This window comes from Salinicola socius (genome assembly GCF_001937195.1).
Lineage (GTDB): Bacteria > Pseudomonadota > Gammaproteobacteria > Pseudomonadales > Halomonadaceae > Salinicola > Salinicola socius.
In genome coordinates this window covers 78,861-96,070 of record NZ_MSDO01000020.1, presented here as the reverse complement: position 1 = coordinate 96,070, position 17,210 = coordinate 78,861, and the positions used below count along the sequence as shown (strand labels likewise).

The following is a 17,210-nucleotide window of genomic DNA, read 5'->3' as shown; positions in this document are numbered from 1 at the left end:
TGGCATCGGGTCGTCAAGGGATCGAGTGCCTTGAGGGTCGACACATCGATGACTCGAGACGCTGATAGCTCGGAACTGATGGCTCGAAGCTTGGCGAGGTCGACACGTCGACCATGAGCGGACAGCACGCCGCCCGGCCCCGGGGTGGACACGATTCGACTATAAGGCGCCCTGGCTCCGCTGCCATGGCGCGTTTTGGTGAATCTGGCGGTGGTTTAAGTCGTGCCGGGAAGATGAAGCTTCTCAGCCGTCGGTGTCGTCCGCCGAGGAAGCGGGGAGGGAGGATAGCCAGGCATCGATGGTGGCGTCATGGAAAAAAGCTACCAGCTGTGCGCCGCGGATGGCGCCAATTCCCGGGAACGCTTGCCAGCCTGCGGTCGTTCGCTCACGCAACGTCGACAGTGGCGCTTCCAGTGCCTTGTCGCGCACCGCTTCTGGAATCGGCGGCATGCCGAGCGCCACGAACCATTGCGTGCGGCTGCGGGCGTTCGCTGCCTGAAACGTGTGGATCCAATGCTGGGCACGAACCTCGTCAACCCCGGGTAGCTGCTGTAGTTGATCCGCACTCAGTTGTCGCCAGGCGAGCAGGTCGTCGACCAGGCCTGCGTCGACGAGTGCTGCCCAGCTGGCGGGGCCGATGCCGTCCATATCCAGGCCTTCCTCGCTGCCAAGCCAGGTCAGACGAGCAAGAAACTGCTCGCGGCAGCCAGGGGTCAACGTCAAACAGGAGAGCGCGTCGTAGCGATCGACATCGGGAAGCTCCAGCGGTTCACGCGGCGTCGCCGGGATGACCACCTGCTCGACTCGAGGAATGGTAGCGCCGGCGAGAGAGAGCGACACCTGATCGCCGGGACGCACATCCAGCGTTTGCCAATGTGCCAGCGATCCCAGGCTTACCGAACTGACTTCACGGTCGTCGAGCTGTACCGGATCGAGCCGGGCAACGGGAGTCAGCCGACCGGTGCGACCGACCGATACGTCGATCGCTTCGACGACGGCCAGCGTTTGCGCCGCAGGGTATTTCCAGGCCATGGCCCAGCTCGGCGGTTCGGCTTGCCAGCGATCGCCGGAGGGCCGCTCGCTGCGCTTGATGACGATGCCATCGGAGGCGAACGGTAGCCGGGCGTGATACCAGTGATCCCGCCACTGCGCGACCTCGGATAACCGAGTCACCGTGCGGGTGTAATTGGCCGTGTCGGCGAATCCGAGCTGCGTCAGCTGGCGGAGTCGTTCCGCGCCTTTCCGGGGGCCATCCGGCCAGGCCCAGGCAAAGAAGCCGATCTTTCGGGCCGCTGACTCGGAAAGCGTCTGGCGATTCAGCAGCCCCGCCACTTGGGAGCGCGCAGAGACACTGCCGTCCCGGGCCTGAACATGATTCGGCAGGCGAAGATAGAGCTCTCCCTGCAGAGTCACCGGTTCGTCGGTCGTCAGATGTCGGGGAATGCTTTCGATCCGGCTGACCTGCCGCGTCTAGTCCTGGCCCTTCACGCCGTCGCCACGACTGATGGCGGTCTCGAGCTGGCCTTTCCGGTAGACCAGCGTCACGGCGACGCCGTCCACTTTGGGCTGGATCCAGAGCGTCTGGTCCGACTGGCGTGCAAGCCAGTGTCTGACGGCCTGGCGGTCAGGCAGCTTGTCGAGCCCGGTCTGGGCGAAAGGGTGGGTGAGTTCGTCACGGGCCGACGCCGGCGTTGGCTGGGGCGGCGGCGCTATGGTGGGGTCGAGGCATTGCCGCCAGTGTTGCCAGCGGCGTTTGGCCTGATCGTACACGCCGTCCTCCACGAGACGCTCGCCTTGTCGATAGTAGGCGTCGTCCCACACCTGCAGCTGTCGGCTCAGGGCATCGTAGGCGTGCTGCCGTTGCGCCCGTGTCGTACCGGGAGGGCACGACGTATCGCCCGTGCCGGCAACGACCGTGCTGGAACCGGTCTTGCTGGAACCGATCTTGCTGGAACCGATCTTGCTGGAAGGTGCCGTATCGGCATGGGCCGTCACCGACAGCCCCAGGCAGACGAAGGCCGTGGCCCGGATCAATGTCGCAATCATGGCGTCGCTCTTGAGTCTTCTAGAGGTTCAACGACCGATAAGCGATTTTCTGAACACCGATAGCCCCAGGATGCGATGCGTCGAGGGCAATGCAATCCGTCGATTGACAAAAGGCCGACAAAAAAGGGCCTCGCGATTTGCGAGGCCCTTCATGTTTCGTGATTCGGTCGCTCATGGCTGGATAGTTCATGATGCGACGGTTCACGGGTCGACGGTTCACGGGTCGACAGCTCATGGGTCGACAGCACCGGGAGGGGAGATGTCGCAGGCTCCAGTCTCGCGCCTCGGTCCTCATGGGTTCCGGACCGGGGCGCGATGGATCAGCTGGCGGACTTCAGTTGCACATAGTCCAGCAGGATCTGGGACGTTTCCTGCAGTTCGGCCCGATCGATGGGCTTGGCATCGTCGGAATCGACGGCTTCGTCGTCACCGCTGTCGCTCTTCTGGCCAGCACCGTCCTTTCGACCATTACCGTCCCTTTGGTCACGGCTTTCGGTCTTGGCGTCGTCGCTGGTCTGACCCGCTTCACTCGCGCCGTCATCGTCCTGATCTCGAGCATCGGTCCAATGATCGAGGGGCTCCATACCCAGCGCTTTCCGCCGCTGATTCTCGAGCGCCAGCTGCTCGGTTTCCTGAGCATCCATCTCGCGCTGACGCTGTGCCTTGTTGAGACTGATGCTGGTCTGCTGATCGCGTAGCCGCTTGCTCAGTTGCGCCTGTTTTTCCAGGTAGACGAAATCCGGGTCACTGGCGATGCGCTGCTCATGACGATCCTGAAGCGCTTCGAGATAGCGCCACGGTTCGCCGTAGAGACGATACTGCACCGGTCGAACGCGATCCCAGGGTAGGGCGTTGTCGAGTGCGCTTTCGCCGATCTCGTCCGGGTCGATCAGACTGGGATAGAGAATGTCGGGCTCGACACCGCGATGCTGGGTGCTCTCGCCGGAAATCCGGTAGAACTTGGCCCGGGTCAACTTGATCTGGCCATGGCTCAGGTCGCTCAGCGTCTGGACGGTCCCCTTGCCGAACGTTCGGCTGCCGATGATCAGGCCGCGACCGTAGTCCTGAATCGCGCCGGCGAAGATCTCGGAAGCGGAAGCGGAAAGCCGATTGACCAGTACCGCGAGGGGGCCGTCGTAGGCCACCCCGGCGTCGGTATCGCCATAGAGATTGATGCGTCCCTGAGCGTCGCGAACCTGTACCGTGGGCCCCCGATCGATGAACAGGCCGATCATGGAATTGGCTTCCTGCAGCGCGCCGCCGCCATCATTGCGCAGATCGAGCACGATGCCTTCGACGCCCTGCGCCTTGAGCTTGTCGATCTCCTTGGCCACGTCGCGGGTGGTGCTGCGATAATCGGACTCACCGGCCTGCCAGGCATCGAAATCGACGTAGAATGCCGGCACGGTAATGATCCCGATCTTGTGCGTCTTGCCGTCGCGCTGAACGTTCTCGACCCGGCTGTGAGCGGCCTGGTCCTCGAGCTTGACGGTATCCCGCGTGATTCTGATGGTATGCGTACGGGTCACGTCGACGGCCTTGGCCGGAATGATGTCGAGTCGCACCGTCGAGCCTTTCGGACCGCGGATCAGATCGACCACTTCATCGAGGCGCATGCCGACCACATTGACCATGTCGCCATTTTCGTTCTGGCCCACGGCGACGATACGATCCGCCGGTTGCAGCACGCCGGCCTTGTCGGCGGGTCCGCCAGGGACCAGGCTCGAAACCTTGACGTACTCGCCATCGCTCTGCAGCAGCGCACCGATGCCTTCCAGCGACAGGCGCATCTGGATATCGAAAGACTCGCTCTGCTGGGGAGAGAAGTACTCGGTATGCGGATCGACGGTGCCGGTGACCGCCGCCATCAGCAGCACCAGAACGTCTTCGGCGTTGGTCTGACGGACGCGATTGAGCTGGTTGGCATAGCGGTCATGCAGCGTCTTCTGGATTTCGGCCGGGGATTGATCGCTCAAGGAGAGCGTCAGTGCGGCGTTCTCCAGCCGCTTGCTCCACAGCTCGTCGAGCGAGCTCTCGCTGCCCGCCCAGGGCGAGTCCTCACGATCGAGGGCCAGGCGCTCGTTGCTGGTGTAGTCGTAGTCGATGCCCTGATCGACCTTGTCTACCAGCCATTGAAGTCGCGATTCCACCCGATCCTGATAGCGTGAATAGAATGCATAGACGCGGTCGAGATCACCCGCCTTGACGGCATCGTCCAGTGACGTCTCAAGCTCGCTGAAATTGTCGACGTCCCGCTGCAGAAGGTAGGCGCGTTGATCGTCCAGCACGTCCAACAGCCGCTGAAAGGCGCGCTTCGACCAGTCGTCGTCGAGGTCGACTCCCGAATAGGAGCCGTACTGCAGTGACTCGGCGACTTCGCTCGTCGCCTGACGCTGATCGTCCGTTGGGGTGGGACCGGCTAGCGCCGTGACGCTCCATGCCAGCAGTAGCAAACACATGGCCGCGTGCCGAGCGGCGACAGTCAGGGTCATCAATGAAGCACTCCCGGTTTCCTGTACACTCTCTATTCCCTAGAAGACCACCGGATCCATGAATCTTTTTCAGGTCCGGGGCTTATTGTAGCAGTCAGTTCACATGACTACAGATCGACATCCGAGGAAACCCATGTCAGACCACGCCGCCGACAAGGCTCTCGAGGATCGCTTGCTCGATTTTCTCCAGCGTTCGCCGTCCCCTTGGCACGCCACCGCCAATCTCGCGGAGAAACTCGAGTCGGCAGGATATCGGCCGCTCAAGGAAACTGACAGCTGGAAGTTAACACGGGGCGAAAAATATTACGTGACGCGCAACGATAGCGCCCTGATCGCGTTCCAGCTGCCGACGACCTCGCTCGATGCGATGCGCATGGTCGGCGCCCACACGGATAGTCCGGCGCTGCGCCTCAAACCGCAGCCGGCGATCGTCAACAAGGGCTGGCTACAGCTTGGCGTCCAGGTCTACGGTGGTGCGCTGCTGTCGCCGTGGTTCGATCGCGATCTCGGGATCGCCGGACGAGTCCACGTTCGCCGTGCCGATGGCGGCCTGCAGGGGGTCCTGCTCAACGTGGCCGAGCCGGTGGCGATCATTCCCAGCCTGGCGATCCATATGGATCGCGAAGCCAACAATGGGCGTGCGCTCAATCCGCAGACGCAGATGGCGCCGCTGCTGATGCAGGGCGGCGACGCGCCGGATTTCGATCGCTTGCTCAAGCAGTGGATCGAACGCGAACATGCGATCGAGGTAGCGGACATCGTCGATTTCGAGCTGGGGTTTTACGACGTTCAGCCGCCGGCCCGGATTGGCATCCACGGCGAAATGCTTGCCAGCGCCCGGCTCGACAATCTGCTCTCCTGCTTCATCGGGGTCGAGGCGCTGCTGGCGGCCGACGGTCAGCAGGGGGCGCTTTTCGTCGCCAATGATCACGAGGAAGTCGGTAGCGCCAGCGCCTGCGGCGCTCAGGGCCCGTTCCTGGCCGACGTGCTGCGACGCGTGAATTCAGCACTCGGCGAACCGGGAGACGAGGGCTTCGTGCGTCTGATTCAGCGCTCCCTGATGATCTCCTGCGATAACGCTCATGCCGTTCATCCCAACTTCGCGGACAAGCACGATCCGAACCACGGCCCGTCACTCAACGCGGGGCCGGTGATCAAGGTCAACGCCAGCCAGCGCTATGCTACCAATAGCGTTACCGGGGCACTCTTTCACGACATCTGCCGTGAGGCCGAGGTACCCGTGCAACAGTTCGTGACACGTGCGGACATGGGCTGCGGCAGCACCATCGGCCCGATTACCGCCACCGAGCTGGGCGTGCCCACCATCGACGTGGGCGTGCCGCAATTCGGCATGCATTCGATTCGCGAGACGGCCGGTACCCGTGATCCCGGTTATCTGATCCGCGCCTTGAAGATATTTTTCAACCGGCCCGAGCTGGTGATCGATTGAGAACTTGATGTTCGTGTCGCGGATGTCGAGCTGGGGCCAAGAATGGGTATCGGTTGTGCCGATGTCACGGTGGGCTTTGATGAGCGAGGCGGCAATGGCGTTGAATTTGCGGCAGATCGAGGTTTTCCGGGCGATCATGACGACCGGCAGTATCAGTGGCGCATCTCGCGTGTTGATGATCTCTCAACCGGCGGTCAGTCGGATGCTCTCTCACATCGAGCAGCGCATCGGTTTTCCGTTGTTCGAGCGCATCAAGGGGCGGCTCTACCCATCGCCGGAAGCTCGACGGTTATTTCGCGATGTGGAGAACGTCTATCGTGATGTGCAGCGAGTCAACAACACGCTCCACGACCTGACTCAGCGGCGTCACGGCGTCGTTCGCGTCGCGGCCAGTTCGAGTCTCGGCCACCAGGTAGTGCCGTGGGCGATCACCAGCTTTCGGGCAGAGCAGGATGTCCGTGTCAGTCTCGATTGCCAGCGGCATACGCAGCTGCGCGACCAACTGCTCGATCGTCAGGCCGACCTGGGCATTTCGCTGTTTCCGGTCAATCATCCCAACCTGGAAGCCAGCCCGCTGCATCGAGCGGGCATGGTTTGCGTTTGTCCGAGCGATCACCCGTTGGCGTCGCGCGCGAGGGTGCAATTGCCCGAGCTCCGCCACTACGATCTGATCGGCTATGGCGCAGAAACACCGTTCGGGCAACATATCCGTTCGGCATTCGAGAGTGCCGGTGAGCCGTGGCGGCCAGCTACCGAGGTCGATTCCCCGCACTATGCCTGCGCCCTGGCCAATGCGGGTGCGGGCATCGCGCTGATCGACGAATTCACCTGGCAGGGGTTTCACAGCGAGCATTTGACCGCGGTGCCTCTGCCCGTCGAACAGCGGCTGATCGTCAGCCTGGTCTATCCGCGCACCGAGCCGCTTTCGCAGCTGGCCCACGATTTCATTTCACACCTCAAGGCGGCGTTCGTCCGCTTCAGCGCTACCGATACTTGCGTGCACCCGTAGATTAACCAAAAGTTATGGGTTGGCGATAAATCGGCATACGACACTTTCGCGTAAAACTCAGACACTGATCCGACCCATACAATCTCGATAGGCGGACAGGTCATGCGTGAACGGGTAATCGGCGCGGCTCAAATGGGCCCCATTCAGAAAAGCGATAGTCGTGAAGCGGTCGTATCGCGAATGCTGGCGTTACTGGACCGGGCTGCCGCCCAGGGCTGCGATCTGGTGGTCTATCCGGAATTGGCGCTGACGACCTTTTTCCCCCGATGGTATATGGAGGATCAGGCCGAGATCGACGGCTGGTTCGAGCGCGAGATGCCCAATGCGGCCACCCGCCCCCTGTTCGACCGGGCCCGCGAGCATGGCATCGCGATCTCTTTCGGCTATGCCGAGTTGACCCCAGAAGGACACCATTTCAACACGTCCATCCTCACCGACCGCCAGGGCAACATCGTCGGCAAATATCGCAAGGTTCATCTACCGGGGCATGTGGAGTATGACGCCGCGCGTGACTTCCAGCATCTCGAGAAGCGGTACTTCGAACCCGGCGACCTTGGCTTCGAGACTTTCGACAACGAAGGCACGCTGATGGGCATGTGCATCTGCAATGACCGTCGCTGGCCGGAAACCTGGCGCGTGATGGGCCTGCAGGGCGTCGAACTGGTCATGCTGGGTTACAACACGCCGTCAGTGAACTCGCAGAATCGTGGCGAGGGCCTCAGCAAGCGGCTCTATCACTCCGAACTGTCGGTCACGGCGGGCGCCTACCAGAACGCGACCTGGGCCGTGGCCGTTGCCAAGGCCGGGGTAGAGGACGGCTTTCCGTTGATGGGGGGCACGATCATCGTCGATCCGGACGGATTCGTGGTTGCGCGCACCACCGGAGAGGGTGATGAGCTAATTGCCGCGCATTGCGATATGGAACGCTGTCAGTTCGGCAAAACGACCATCTTCGATTTCGCGCGTCACCGGCGCGTCGAGCACTACGGGCGAATTACCTCGCAGACGGGTGTCGAGCGCTAGCGGTTGCCGTGAGGAAAACCGCTCTCTCGACAACGACAATAACGACAATCGCCAAGGTGTGAACATGATCGAACGTTATGACGTCCTGCTGCGTAATGGCACCGTCGTCGACCCCGCCAGCGGATTGCATGAAATCCGGGACATTGCGCTACGCGACGGGAAAGTCGCCGAGGTGGCGCCGACCATTGCCGGTGAGGCGAGACGCGAGCATGACCTGGCGGGACTCGTGGTGATGCCGGGTATCGTCGACATGCACGTACATCTATCCCCTTTTCTGGGCGGCGGCTGCGGCCATCGCATGCTGGCGAGGGCTGGCGTGACCACGGCGCTGGACATGGCCGGGCCCATCGAGGGCGTGGTCGATCTGACGGCGCGCCACGGTTGTGGTCTGAGCATCGCCTGCGTCAATTATCTGCGTCCGGAACATACCATCGCCTCCGCCGACCCCGGCCGCGACGATATCGACGATGCCCTGACTCATGCCCTGAGCCAGGGCGCGATCGGCCTGAAGCTGCTGGGTGGCCATTATCCGTTGACCGCCGACGCCACGGCGCATGCCATCGAGGCGGCTGCCGGACAGGGTGCGTATCTAGCCTTTCATGCCGGCACGCAGTCTGCGGGCTCCAATATCGAAGGCATGCGCGAGGCATGCGAATTGAGTGCGGGCCATCCGCTACATCTGGCGCATATCAACAGCTACTGCCGTGGGCAGATCCGCGATGCCGTGTCCGAGGGCGAGGAGGCGTTGGCGCTGCTGGCCGCACATCCGCACATCCGCTCGGAGTCCTATCTCGCACCCTTCAACGGTGTCAGTGGCGAGTGTGTCGACGGCGTCCCGGGGAGTCGGCTGGCGGCTTTCGGGCTCGAGCGTGGCGGGTATCCGGCCACCAGCGAGGGGATGGCCGAAGCGATTCTGGCCGGCTGGGCGCTGGTCAATCTCGAGCGCGAGGGGGTCGTCGACTTGGTGGGCGGCCCCGAGGGTCTGGCCGCCTGGCGTGCCTGTGGCTCCAACATCGGCATCAGCTTTCGGGCCAATCCGCCGGAGCCGCGTCTGCGACTGGTCACGGCCACGCGGGGCGACGGGCGTTATGCGGTGGATGCCCTGGCCACCGATGGCGGCGGCATTCCGCGCAACGATATCGTCGCGCGAGGTCTCGCGCTGGTGCATCTGGATGCCTTGAGTCTCGAGGGCTTCGTGCGCAAGGCAAGTCTGCATCCGGCGAGAATCCTCGGGTTGCATGATAAGGGGCATCTGGGGATTGGTGCCGACGCGGATATTACGGTGCTCGACCTCGAACGCCGGCGCCCGGTCCTGACCTACGCGCATGGGCAACGGCTGCTCGATGGAGACGATGTCGTCGGCAGCGGTGGCCGTCTGATTACTACGCCGATGGGCGAGGCTGCGGTGCGTGCCGCCGGGCTCGACACGCTGGTCATCCAGCCGGGCACGATGCTGAAAAGCCCGCAATGAGACCACGTCGGTCATTCCACATCCTCAGGAGGACGATATGACATTCGATGTGATCATCCGTCGGGCTCACGTTCTGGATGGTACCGGTCGCAAGCCGTTCGTTGCCGACGTTGGCGTGAGCGGAGATCGAATCGTGGCGATTGGCGATCTGGACGCGACCGATGCCGCGCAGGTGGTCGAAGCGGAAGGGCGTTATCTTTCCCCGGGATTCATCGACGTTCATACCCATGACGATAGCTGCGCCATCCGCGAACCGGAGATGCTGCCCAAGATCACCCAGGGTGTCACCACGGTCATCGTCGGCAACTGCGGGATCAGCGCCTCGCCGGTGAAACTCGGCGGCAATGTCCCGGACCCGATGAATCTACTCGGCGAGGCGGACGACTTCTTTTCGACGTTCGAGGCATTCGGCGAGGCAATCGAATCGGCGGCCCCGGCGGTGAACGTGGCGGCGTTGATCGGGCATACTACGCTGCGCGCCGGGGTGATGGATCGCTTCGACCGGACCGCCAGCGATGAAGAGATCCTGGCGATGCGTCAGACGCTGCGCACGGCGCTGCGTGCCGGCGCGATCGGCCTCAGTACCGGTCTGGCCTATACTAACGCGCGTCAGGCGCCGGCCGGTGAGGTGAAGGCGCTGGTCGAGGTAGTCGGCGAAGAGGGGGGGATCTACACCACCCATATGCGCAACGAGCGCGAGCTGCTGTTCGAGGCGATGGATGAGGCGTTCGACACGGCCCGGCATGGCGGTGTGCCGCTGGTGATATCGCATTTGAAGTGTGCCGACGTCGACAACTGGGGCAAGAGCGAGCACGCCATCGAGAAGCTCGAGGCGGCTGCGGCCGAGCAGCCTTGCAACTGTGACTGTTACCCCTATTCGGCCTGCTCGACGACGCTCGATCTGTGGCGGGTCTCGGACGAGTTCGAGATCCTGATTACCTGGTCGAAGCCGCATCCCGATCAGAGCCGACGTCTGTTGACCGACATCGCCGCGGAATGGGCCGTGGATCTGACGGAAGCGGCACGCCGCCTGATGCCGGCCGGAGCGATTTATCACAACATGAATGAGCAGGATGTGCGTCGCGTGCTGGCGCATCCTCTGACCATGATCGGCTCCGACGGGCTGCCCAGCGACCCCAATCCGCATCCCCGATTGTGGGGGAGTTTTCCACGCGTCATCGGCCACTATTGCCGTGACGAGGGGCTGCTCGACCTGCCGGAAGCGATTCGCAAGATGACCTCGATGTCGGCGGCGCGTTTCGGGCTGACCGACCGTGGCGTGATTCGCGAGGGTGCGTTTGCCGACCTGACGCTGTTCGATTTCGACACGATCCGTGAGGGCGCCAGCTTCGTCGCGCCGACGACGCCTGCGGTCGGTATCGACTGGGTCATGGTCAACGGACAACCCACCTGGGTCGATGGCGATGTCCGCAACCGCGCAGGGCGCCTTCTGCGGCGCGAGGGAGGGATCGGATAACTCACGTCATTAACGTCAGGTTATGGCCCGTCGACAAAAAGGTATGAGACAGGCGCGTGTGACATCGATGATTATTTTCTGACAGCTCGATGACGACGAGCTGTGACGGCAACGACAACGACAACGACAACGAGGTTTTCCCCATGCCTTTGATGAATCCGCAATCTCTCCCGTGGCGCCGTCTCATGTCGGCGGCCGCCTTCACCCTGACCCTGGGAGCCGGCCTGGCTGCCACGCCCGGCGCGGTTACCGCCGCGGAAACGCTAACGTATGCGACCAATACTGCACCGAACGGCCTGCGCGGCGCTGCCGAAAAAGGCTTCCTGGATGCCCTGAACGAGGTTTCCGGTGGCGAGATCGAGGTAGTGCCTTACTGGGGGGCCTCGGTCATGCAGGGTGATGAAATCCTTGGTGGCGTCAGCAATGGTGTCGCTGACATGGGTTATATCAACATCAATTACTATCCCAATCGGCTGCTGCTGAACGGGGCGTTCCAGCTGTTCCCCGCGGGGCCGGAGAACTACGCCGACATCATGTCGGTCTACCATGCCGTCGACGATCGGGTGCCAGAGCTAAGCGAGGAGTTCGCCAGGCAGGGCCAGCACATCATCTATATCTACCCCTATCTTCCCTACGCCGGCGTCTTTCGCGAACCTGTGACGTCGTTCGATGACTTCAGAGGCAAACGGGTGCGCGCGTCCAGCCAGTGGATGCTCAATCTCCTCGGCGACCTGGGAGCAACGCCGGTATCGGTGCCCTGGAGCGACACCTATCAGTCGCTGCAATCGGGTGCCATCGACGGCGTCTTCACCAATTACGACAGCCTCAACCGCACGGGCATGGACGAGGTTGCACCGAATATCCTGACGTCACGCCGCTTGTGGTTGGCGGTGCCCATGATCCTCACCATCAATCAGCGCAAGTGGGACGCCATGTCTGAGGAGATGCGGGGCTGGTTCGAGCAAGCCGCGGCGCAGGCGGAGAAGACCTTCGGCGAGTACTACGCCAACGAGTTCGATCGCATCGTCGAGGTGCAGAAAGAGGCAGGTTACACCGTCACCGCAGCCTCCGCCGACGATATCGAGAAGTTCGTTTCGCTACCGGCAGTTGAAACCAATCGCCAGAGCTGGATCCAGAGCGCCGAGGATGCCGGCGCCGAGGACCCGGCGCGAATCATCGAGGAGATGAAAACGATCATCGACGACGGTTCGGCGGCGGGCGACTCATGAATAGCGACTCGAACGCCGGTTCTCGGGCGCATGCCGAGGTCACGCCGTCCCGTTTGACATCGGCCAATCGTCAGGCGCCTAGGCCGCGCCTGATGACCCGGCTGAATCAGAGTCTGGCTGAGCTGTGTGGCTGGCTGTTGATCCTGGTGGTGCTGTTCATGATCGCCGATCTGGTGGCGCGGGGCTTTTCGCGCCCTCTCTACGGCGTCTCCGAATTGGCCATGTTCACGATGATTGCGGTGGTGTACCTCGGTCTGTCGCATGCCGAAGAGCGGGATGCGCATATCCGGGTCGAGTTCCTGACCGACAAGCTCAGTGGCACCGCGGCGCGCCTGTTGACGGGCTTCATCACGCTGGTGTCGCTGGTGACGGTGGTCATCGTGGCGTGGGCGGTATGGACCAACGCCGTCGGTGCCTGGGAGAGTCGCCAGGCAATAGCCGGGCCCCGGCCGATTCTGGTCTATCCGGTCAAGTTCGTGATGTTTGCTGCGCTGGCGCTTTACGGACTGCAGCTATGTCGCCGGCTGATCGCACAGTTCCGGCCCGAGAGTTCGTGAAAGCCGAGAAGCTTGCACCTCCTGGTTTCTGACTTTTCTTCTGCTACGGATATCATCATGGACTTTACGCTAGTCGGCGTCGTTGGTGTCGCGGCATTACTCGTACTTCTTGTACTGGGTGTCCCTCTGGCGATCAATTTCCTGCTGGTCGCTTTCATCGGAATCGCTACGCTTCTCACCCCCTTCAGCGCCACTTCACTGCTGGGAGATACCATGTATACGGCGATCGCTTCGCCGACCTTCACGGTGCTGCCGTTGTTCGTCTTGATGGGAGCGCTGGCTGCGGCCAGCGGATTCGCGGAGCTGGCGTACAAGGGTTTGCATCGGGCGACCGCGCGCATTCCCGGTTCGCTGGCGGTCGCGACGGCTTTCGGCAGCGCGGCGTTCTCGACCGTCTGCGGATCTTCTCTGGCAACGGCTAGCGTGTTCGGGCGCATCGCCTATCCGGAGATGCGTCGTTATCAATATGACAAGCGCTTCGCACTGGGCAGTATCGCCTGTGCGGGTTCGTTCGCGGCGATGATCCCGCCCAGCGGCATGTTCATTCTGTTCTCGATCTTCACCGGCGTGCCGGTAGGGCAGCTCTTCATCGCCGGCATCGTGCCGGGCGTATTGACCGCACTGGTCTACGCAATCTCGATCGTGTGGCGTGCCAAGCGCAATCCGGCACTGGCGCCGATGCTGGAGGAAGAGCACCGGATCATGCTGCGGGATCGTGTACGCGGACTTCTCGATCTGTGGCAGATCCTGCTGCTGGGCGGCGTGGTGATCGGCGGCCTTTACGGTGGGCTGTTCACGGCGACCGAAGCCGGTGCGGTCGGGGCGCTGGGGGCGATCATCCTGGGCGTGGCGACCGGCCCGCTGCGCTCGCTCGACAAGCTGCGCGGGGCGCTGAGGGAGTCGGCCGGGATCACGACCACACTGTTCTTCATCATCGTGGCGGCGCTGTTCTTCAGTCGATTTCTGGGGCTGACGCGAATTCCGTTCGAGATCACGAACTTCATGACCTCCTGGGATGTGCCGTCATGGATGGTGCTGGGGTTGATTCTCATCATCTGGTTCCTGATGGGGATGGTCGTGGTTCCGGCGGCGGCGTTCGCCTTGACGCTGCCGATCCTGTTTCCCATCGTGGTGGAGCTGGGTTACGAGCCGATCTGGTTCTGTATCATTGCCATGAAGATGTGCGAGATTGCAGGAGTGACGCCGCCGGTCGGGCTCAACGCCTTCGCCCTGGCCGGCGCTGCGGGCAAGGAAGTCAAGATCAGCGAAGTCTTCGCGGGTGTCTGGCCATTCGTGGCGTGCGATCTGATCATCCTGGCACTGTTGCTGGCGTTCCCCGCCATCTCGCTGTGGCTACCGCAGAGTATGATGTAGCGAACCACAATGTTGCGTTGCAGCGCATCGTCACGACGGAAGAAGCGCCGTCGGTATCTATTCATCAGAGACAAGACAACATGCTCAAGACTCCCTATCTGTTGTTCCTGGGCGATGTGCCCGATCCGCTATCCGCCAAGGTCGCCCAGGGCATTCGTGACTGGCGCCCGGAGTATGCGTTGGGGCAGTACCGGCTTCCCGGTTGCCAGGCTGACATGAAGCTTCCGGATCTCGACATCGATGCGGCGGTGGCCCAGGGGGCCAGAACGCTGGTGATCGGCGCGGCCAATCGCGGTGGGGTGATTTCCCGCAGCTGGATCGCGGTGCTCGAAGAGGCGCTGGCCGCGGGGATGGATATCGCTTCTGGCTTGCACAATCTGCTGCGCGACGAGCCGGAACTGGTGGCGGCGGCCGAGAAGCACGGCGGGCGTCTCATCGACGTGCGTGTGCCCCAGGTCCAGTATCCGATCGGTGACGGCAAGAAGCGCAGTGGCAAGCGTTGCCTGGCCGTGGGTACCGACTGTTCGATCGGCAAGATGTACACCGCCCTGGCGCTGGACATCGCACTGCGCGAGCGCGGCGCCAAGTCGAGCTTCCGTGCCACCGGTCAGACCGGCATCCTGATCACCGGTGAAGGCGTGCCGCTGGATGCCGTCATCGCCGACTTCATGGCCGGTTCGATCGAATGGCTGACGCCGGACAACGATGACGATCATTGGGACATCATCGAAGGGCAGGGCAGTCTGTTCCATCCTTCCTACTCCGGCGTCACCCTGGCGTTGATCCACGGTGGTCAGCCGGATGCGCTGATTCTGTGCCACGAACCCACTCGCACGCATATGCGCGGCTTGCCGCATTACTCGTTGCCGACGCTTGAACAGCTGCGCGATACGGCGCTGCCGCTGGCGCAGGTAGTGAATCCGGCGTGCCAGGTCGTCGGTGTCTCGGTCAATACTGCCGGCATGGCGGTCGACGAGGCCGATCGCTATCTGGCGGCACTGGAAACGCGCATGGGGCTGCCCTGCGTCGATCCCTATCGCCAGGGCGCGGATCGGCTGGCGGAGGCGGTGTTGGCATGCTGAGTCTCAGCGTCGAGGAGCAGGTATTCCCGCTTGCCGAAGTCTTCACCATCTCCCGTGGCTCGCGAACCGAAGCGCATGTCGTGGTCGCGACGTTGAACGATGGAACGCATACCGGGTGCGGCGAATGCGTGCCCTATGCGCATTACGGCGAGTCGGTCGATAGCGTGATTGCCCAGATCGAGTCGATGCGCGATGCCTTGGCAAACGGCATGGACCGCCTTGCGTTGCAGTCGCGACTGCCGGCCGGTGCCGCGCGTAACGCGCTCGACTGCGCATTCTGGGATCTGGAAGCCAAGACCGCCGGCAAGCCGGTCTGGGAACTTGCCGGCATCGACGCGCCCAAAGCCGAGATCACTGCCTTTACGCTATCCCTGGACACGCCCGACGTCATGCGCGAGAAGGCCAGGCGCCACGCCGCCCGGCCGTTGCTCAAGCTGAAACTGGGCGGCGAGGGCGATATCGAGCGCCTCGAAGCCGTTCGCGAAGGCGCGCCGCAAGCACGGATCATCGTCGACGCCAACGAAGGCTGGGATCGAGCAGCCTACCAACGTCTGGCACCGGCACTGATGGCGCTTGGCATCAGCATGGTCGAGCAACCGCTACCGGCTGGAGACGACGCGCCGCTGGCGGAGGTCGAACGACCGCTGCCGGTCTGCGCCGACGAGTCCTGTCACGATCGCGGCTCGCTGCCGAACCTGGTGGGTCGCTACGACATGATCAATATCAAGCTCGACAAGACCGGCGGCCTGACCGAGGCGCTGGCGCTCAAGCAGGAAGCGCTGGCACAAGGTTTCGGGATCATGGTCGGCTGCATGGTGGGTTCGTCGCTGTCGATGGCGCCGGCGTTGCTGGTGGCCCAGGGAGCGGCCGTGGTCGACCTCGACGGTCCGCTGTTGCTGGCGCGGGATCGTGATCACGGCATGCGTTTCGACGTCGAGGGTGTACACCCGGCGACCCCGGCGCTATGGGGTTGAGCTGTCGTCAAGGCAGGGCTGAACGCTCTACTCCGTCGCGAGGTTCAGTGACGATCGACATGAACATGAACGCTGATATTAGAGACAGCATGAGATGACACAGCGCACGGTCTACGTGAATGGCGACTATGTCGCCGAACAGGACGCCAAGGTGTCGGTCTTCGATCGCGGGTTTCTGCTCGCCGATGGGGTCTACGAGGTTTCTTCGGTCCTGGATGGCAAACTGATCGATTTTTCGGGGCATATGCAGCGTCTGAAGCGCTCGGCCGGGGCGCTCGAGTTGGCATTGCCGTGGGACGACGAGGCGCTGCTGACGATCCACCGCGAGTTGATACGTCGCAACGCGCTGGAGGAGGGAATGGTCTACCTGCAGCTGACGCGGGGCAGCGCTGGCGATCGGGAGTTTCACTATCCCGGCGCCGACACGCCGCCGACGCTGGTGCTGTTCACCCAGGCCAAGGCGCTGATCGCCGGCCGGAGTGGCAACGATGGCATTCGCATCGCGACGCAGCCCGACTGGCGGTGGGCACGGAGAGACATCAAGACGGTGCAGCTGCTCTATCCGGCAATGGCCAAGATGGCGGCGAAAGCGGCTGGCGCCGACGACGCCTGGCTGGTCGAGAACGGCGTGGTGACGGAAGGGGCTTCCAACAACGCCTGGATATTGACTCAGGACGGCGTGCTGGTGACGCGAGAGCTGTCCCACGCCATCCTGCCGGGGATCACCCGCGCCGTCGTCCTTGAGCTCGCCGAGGCGCTGTCGCTGCGGGTCGAGGTGCGAGCGTTCAGCGTCGAGGAGGCCCAAAATGCCAGAGAGTGTTTCGTCACCTCGGCATCCTCTTTCGTCACGCCGGTCGTCGCGATCGACGATATCGCGGTCGCGGATGGTCGGCCGGGTCAAGTGACCCGACAGCTGCGCGACGCTTATATCGAGGAGAGCCGACGCCGCGCGATATGAAGCGCGGTCGAAGGCCCTGCAACAAAGCCCTGCAACAAACCCGTACCAAAGCCTGGCCAAAAACCTGC

Annotated in this window: 13 protein-coding genes and 1 pseudogene; 11 read left to right on the top strand and 3 right to left on the bottom strand. The window is 62.8% G+C overall.

Annotation, left to right across the window (positions count from 1 at the left end; all coding sequences use genetic code 11):
* Positions 1-243: 243 nt before the first annotated feature.
* From BTW07_RS20335 to BTW07_RS13565, 3 genes and pseudogenes are all read right to left on the bottom strand, one after another.
* Positions 244-648 carry a helix-hairpin-helix domain-containing protein gene (locus BTW07_RS20335; RefSeq protein WP_425272038.1) on the bottom strand — a complete coding sequence of 135 codons (405 nt, stop codon included), beginning with the start codon at positions 646-648 and terminating at the stop codon, positions 244-246.
* A gap of 141 nt (positions 649-789) precedes the next feature.
* Positions 790-2,046: pseudogene (ligB, locus tag BTW07_RS20185) on the bottom strand (NAD-dependent DNA ligase LigB); the annotation flags it as partial.
* 320 nt (positions 2,047-2,366) lie between these two features.
* A complete protein-coding gene (locus BTW07_RS13565; RefSeq protein ID WP_075570714.1) occupies positions 2,367-4,538 on the bottom strand; it encodes a carboxy terminal-processing peptidase in 2,172 nt (723 codons plus the stop codon).
* Positions 4,539-4,671: 133 nt separating this feature from the next.
* On the opposite strand from BTW07_RS13565, the gene BTW07_RS13560 reads away from it, so the two are divergent.
* From BTW07_RS13560 to BTW07_RS13510, 11 genes are all read left to right on the top strand, one after another.
* A complete protein-coding gene (locus BTW07_RS13560) occupies positions 4,672-5,988 on the top strand; it encodes a M18 family aminopeptidase (RefSeq protein ID WP_075570713.1) in 1,317 nt (438 codons plus the stop codon).
* A gap of 94 nt (positions 5,989-6,082) precedes the next feature.
* On the top strand, positions 6,083-6,997 hold the full coding sequence (locus BTW07_RS13555; protein WP_075570712.1) for a LysR family transcriptional regulator: 915 nt from the start codon (positions 6,083-6,085) through the stop codon (positions 6,995-6,997).
* Between the two features lie 102 nt (positions 6,998-7,099).
* Positions 7,100-8,020 (top strand): N-carbamoyl-D-amino-acid hydrolase, encoded by a 921-nt coding sequence (locus BTW07_RS13550; RefSeq protein WP_075570711.1) that lies wholly within the window; start codon positions 7,100-7,102, stop codon positions 8,018-8,020.
* Between the two features lie 64 nt (positions 8,021-8,084).
* On the top strand, positions 8,085-9,491 hold the full coding sequence (locus BTW07_RS13545) for an amidohydrolase family protein (RefSeq protein WP_075570710.1): 1,407 nt from the start codon (positions 8,085-8,087) through the stop codon (positions 9,489-9,491).
* Between the two features lie 37 nt (positions 9,492-9,528).
* Positions 9,529-10,968, top strand: a complete 1,440-nt coding sequence (locus tag BTW07_RS13540; RefSeq protein WP_075570709.1) for an N-acyl-D-amino-acid deacylase family protein — start codon at positions 9,529-9,531, stop codon at positions 10,966-10,968.
* Between the two features lie 89 nt (positions 10,969-11,057).
* A complete protein-coding gene (locus BTW07_RS13535; protein ID WP_075570708.1) occupies positions 11,058-12,197 on the top strand; it encodes a TRAP transporter substrate-binding protein in 1,140 nt (379 codons plus the stop codon).
* The gene (locus tag BTW07_RS13530; protein WP_075570707.1) at positions 12,194-12,754 is read left to right on the top strand and encodes a TRAP transporter small permease subunit; all 561 of its coding nucleotides are present in this window, start codon (positions 12,194-12,196) and stop codon (positions 12,752-12,754) included. Before BTW07_RS13535 ends, BTW07_RS13530 begins: the two co-directional genes overlap by 4 nt.
* Before the next feature lie 57 nt (positions 12,755-12,811).
* Complete coding sequence (locus BTW07_RS13525) at positions 12,812-14,128, top strand: TRAP transporter large permease (protein WP_075570706.1); 1,317 nt, start codon at positions 12,812-12,814, stop codon at positions 14,126-14,128.
* 80 nt (positions 14,129-14,208) lie between these two features.
* The gene (gene dgcN, locus BTW07_RS13520; protein WP_075570788.1) at positions 14,209-15,210 is read left to right on the top strand and encodes an N-acetyltransferase DgcN; all 1,002 of its coding nucleotides are present in this window, start codon (positions 14,209-14,211) and stop codon (positions 15,208-15,210) included.
* Positions 15,204-16,184 carry an N-acetyl-D-Glu racemase DgcA gene (dgcA, locus tag BTW07_RS13515; RefSeq protein ID WP_075570705.1) on the top strand — a complete coding sequence of 327 codons (981 nt, stop codon included), beginning with the start codon at positions 15,204-15,206 and terminating at the stop codon, positions 16,182-16,184. The genes dgcN and dgcA overlap by 7 nt, the downstream gene beginning before the upstream one ends.
* A gap of 94 nt (positions 16,185-16,278) precedes the next feature.
* Positions 16,279-17,142: a D-amino-acid transaminase gene (locus BTW07_RS13510; protein WP_075570704.1), complete on the top strand. Its 864-nt coding sequence runs from the start codon at positions 16,279-16,281 to the stop codon at positions 17,140-17,142.
* Positions 17,143-17,210 lie beyond the last annotated feature (68 nt).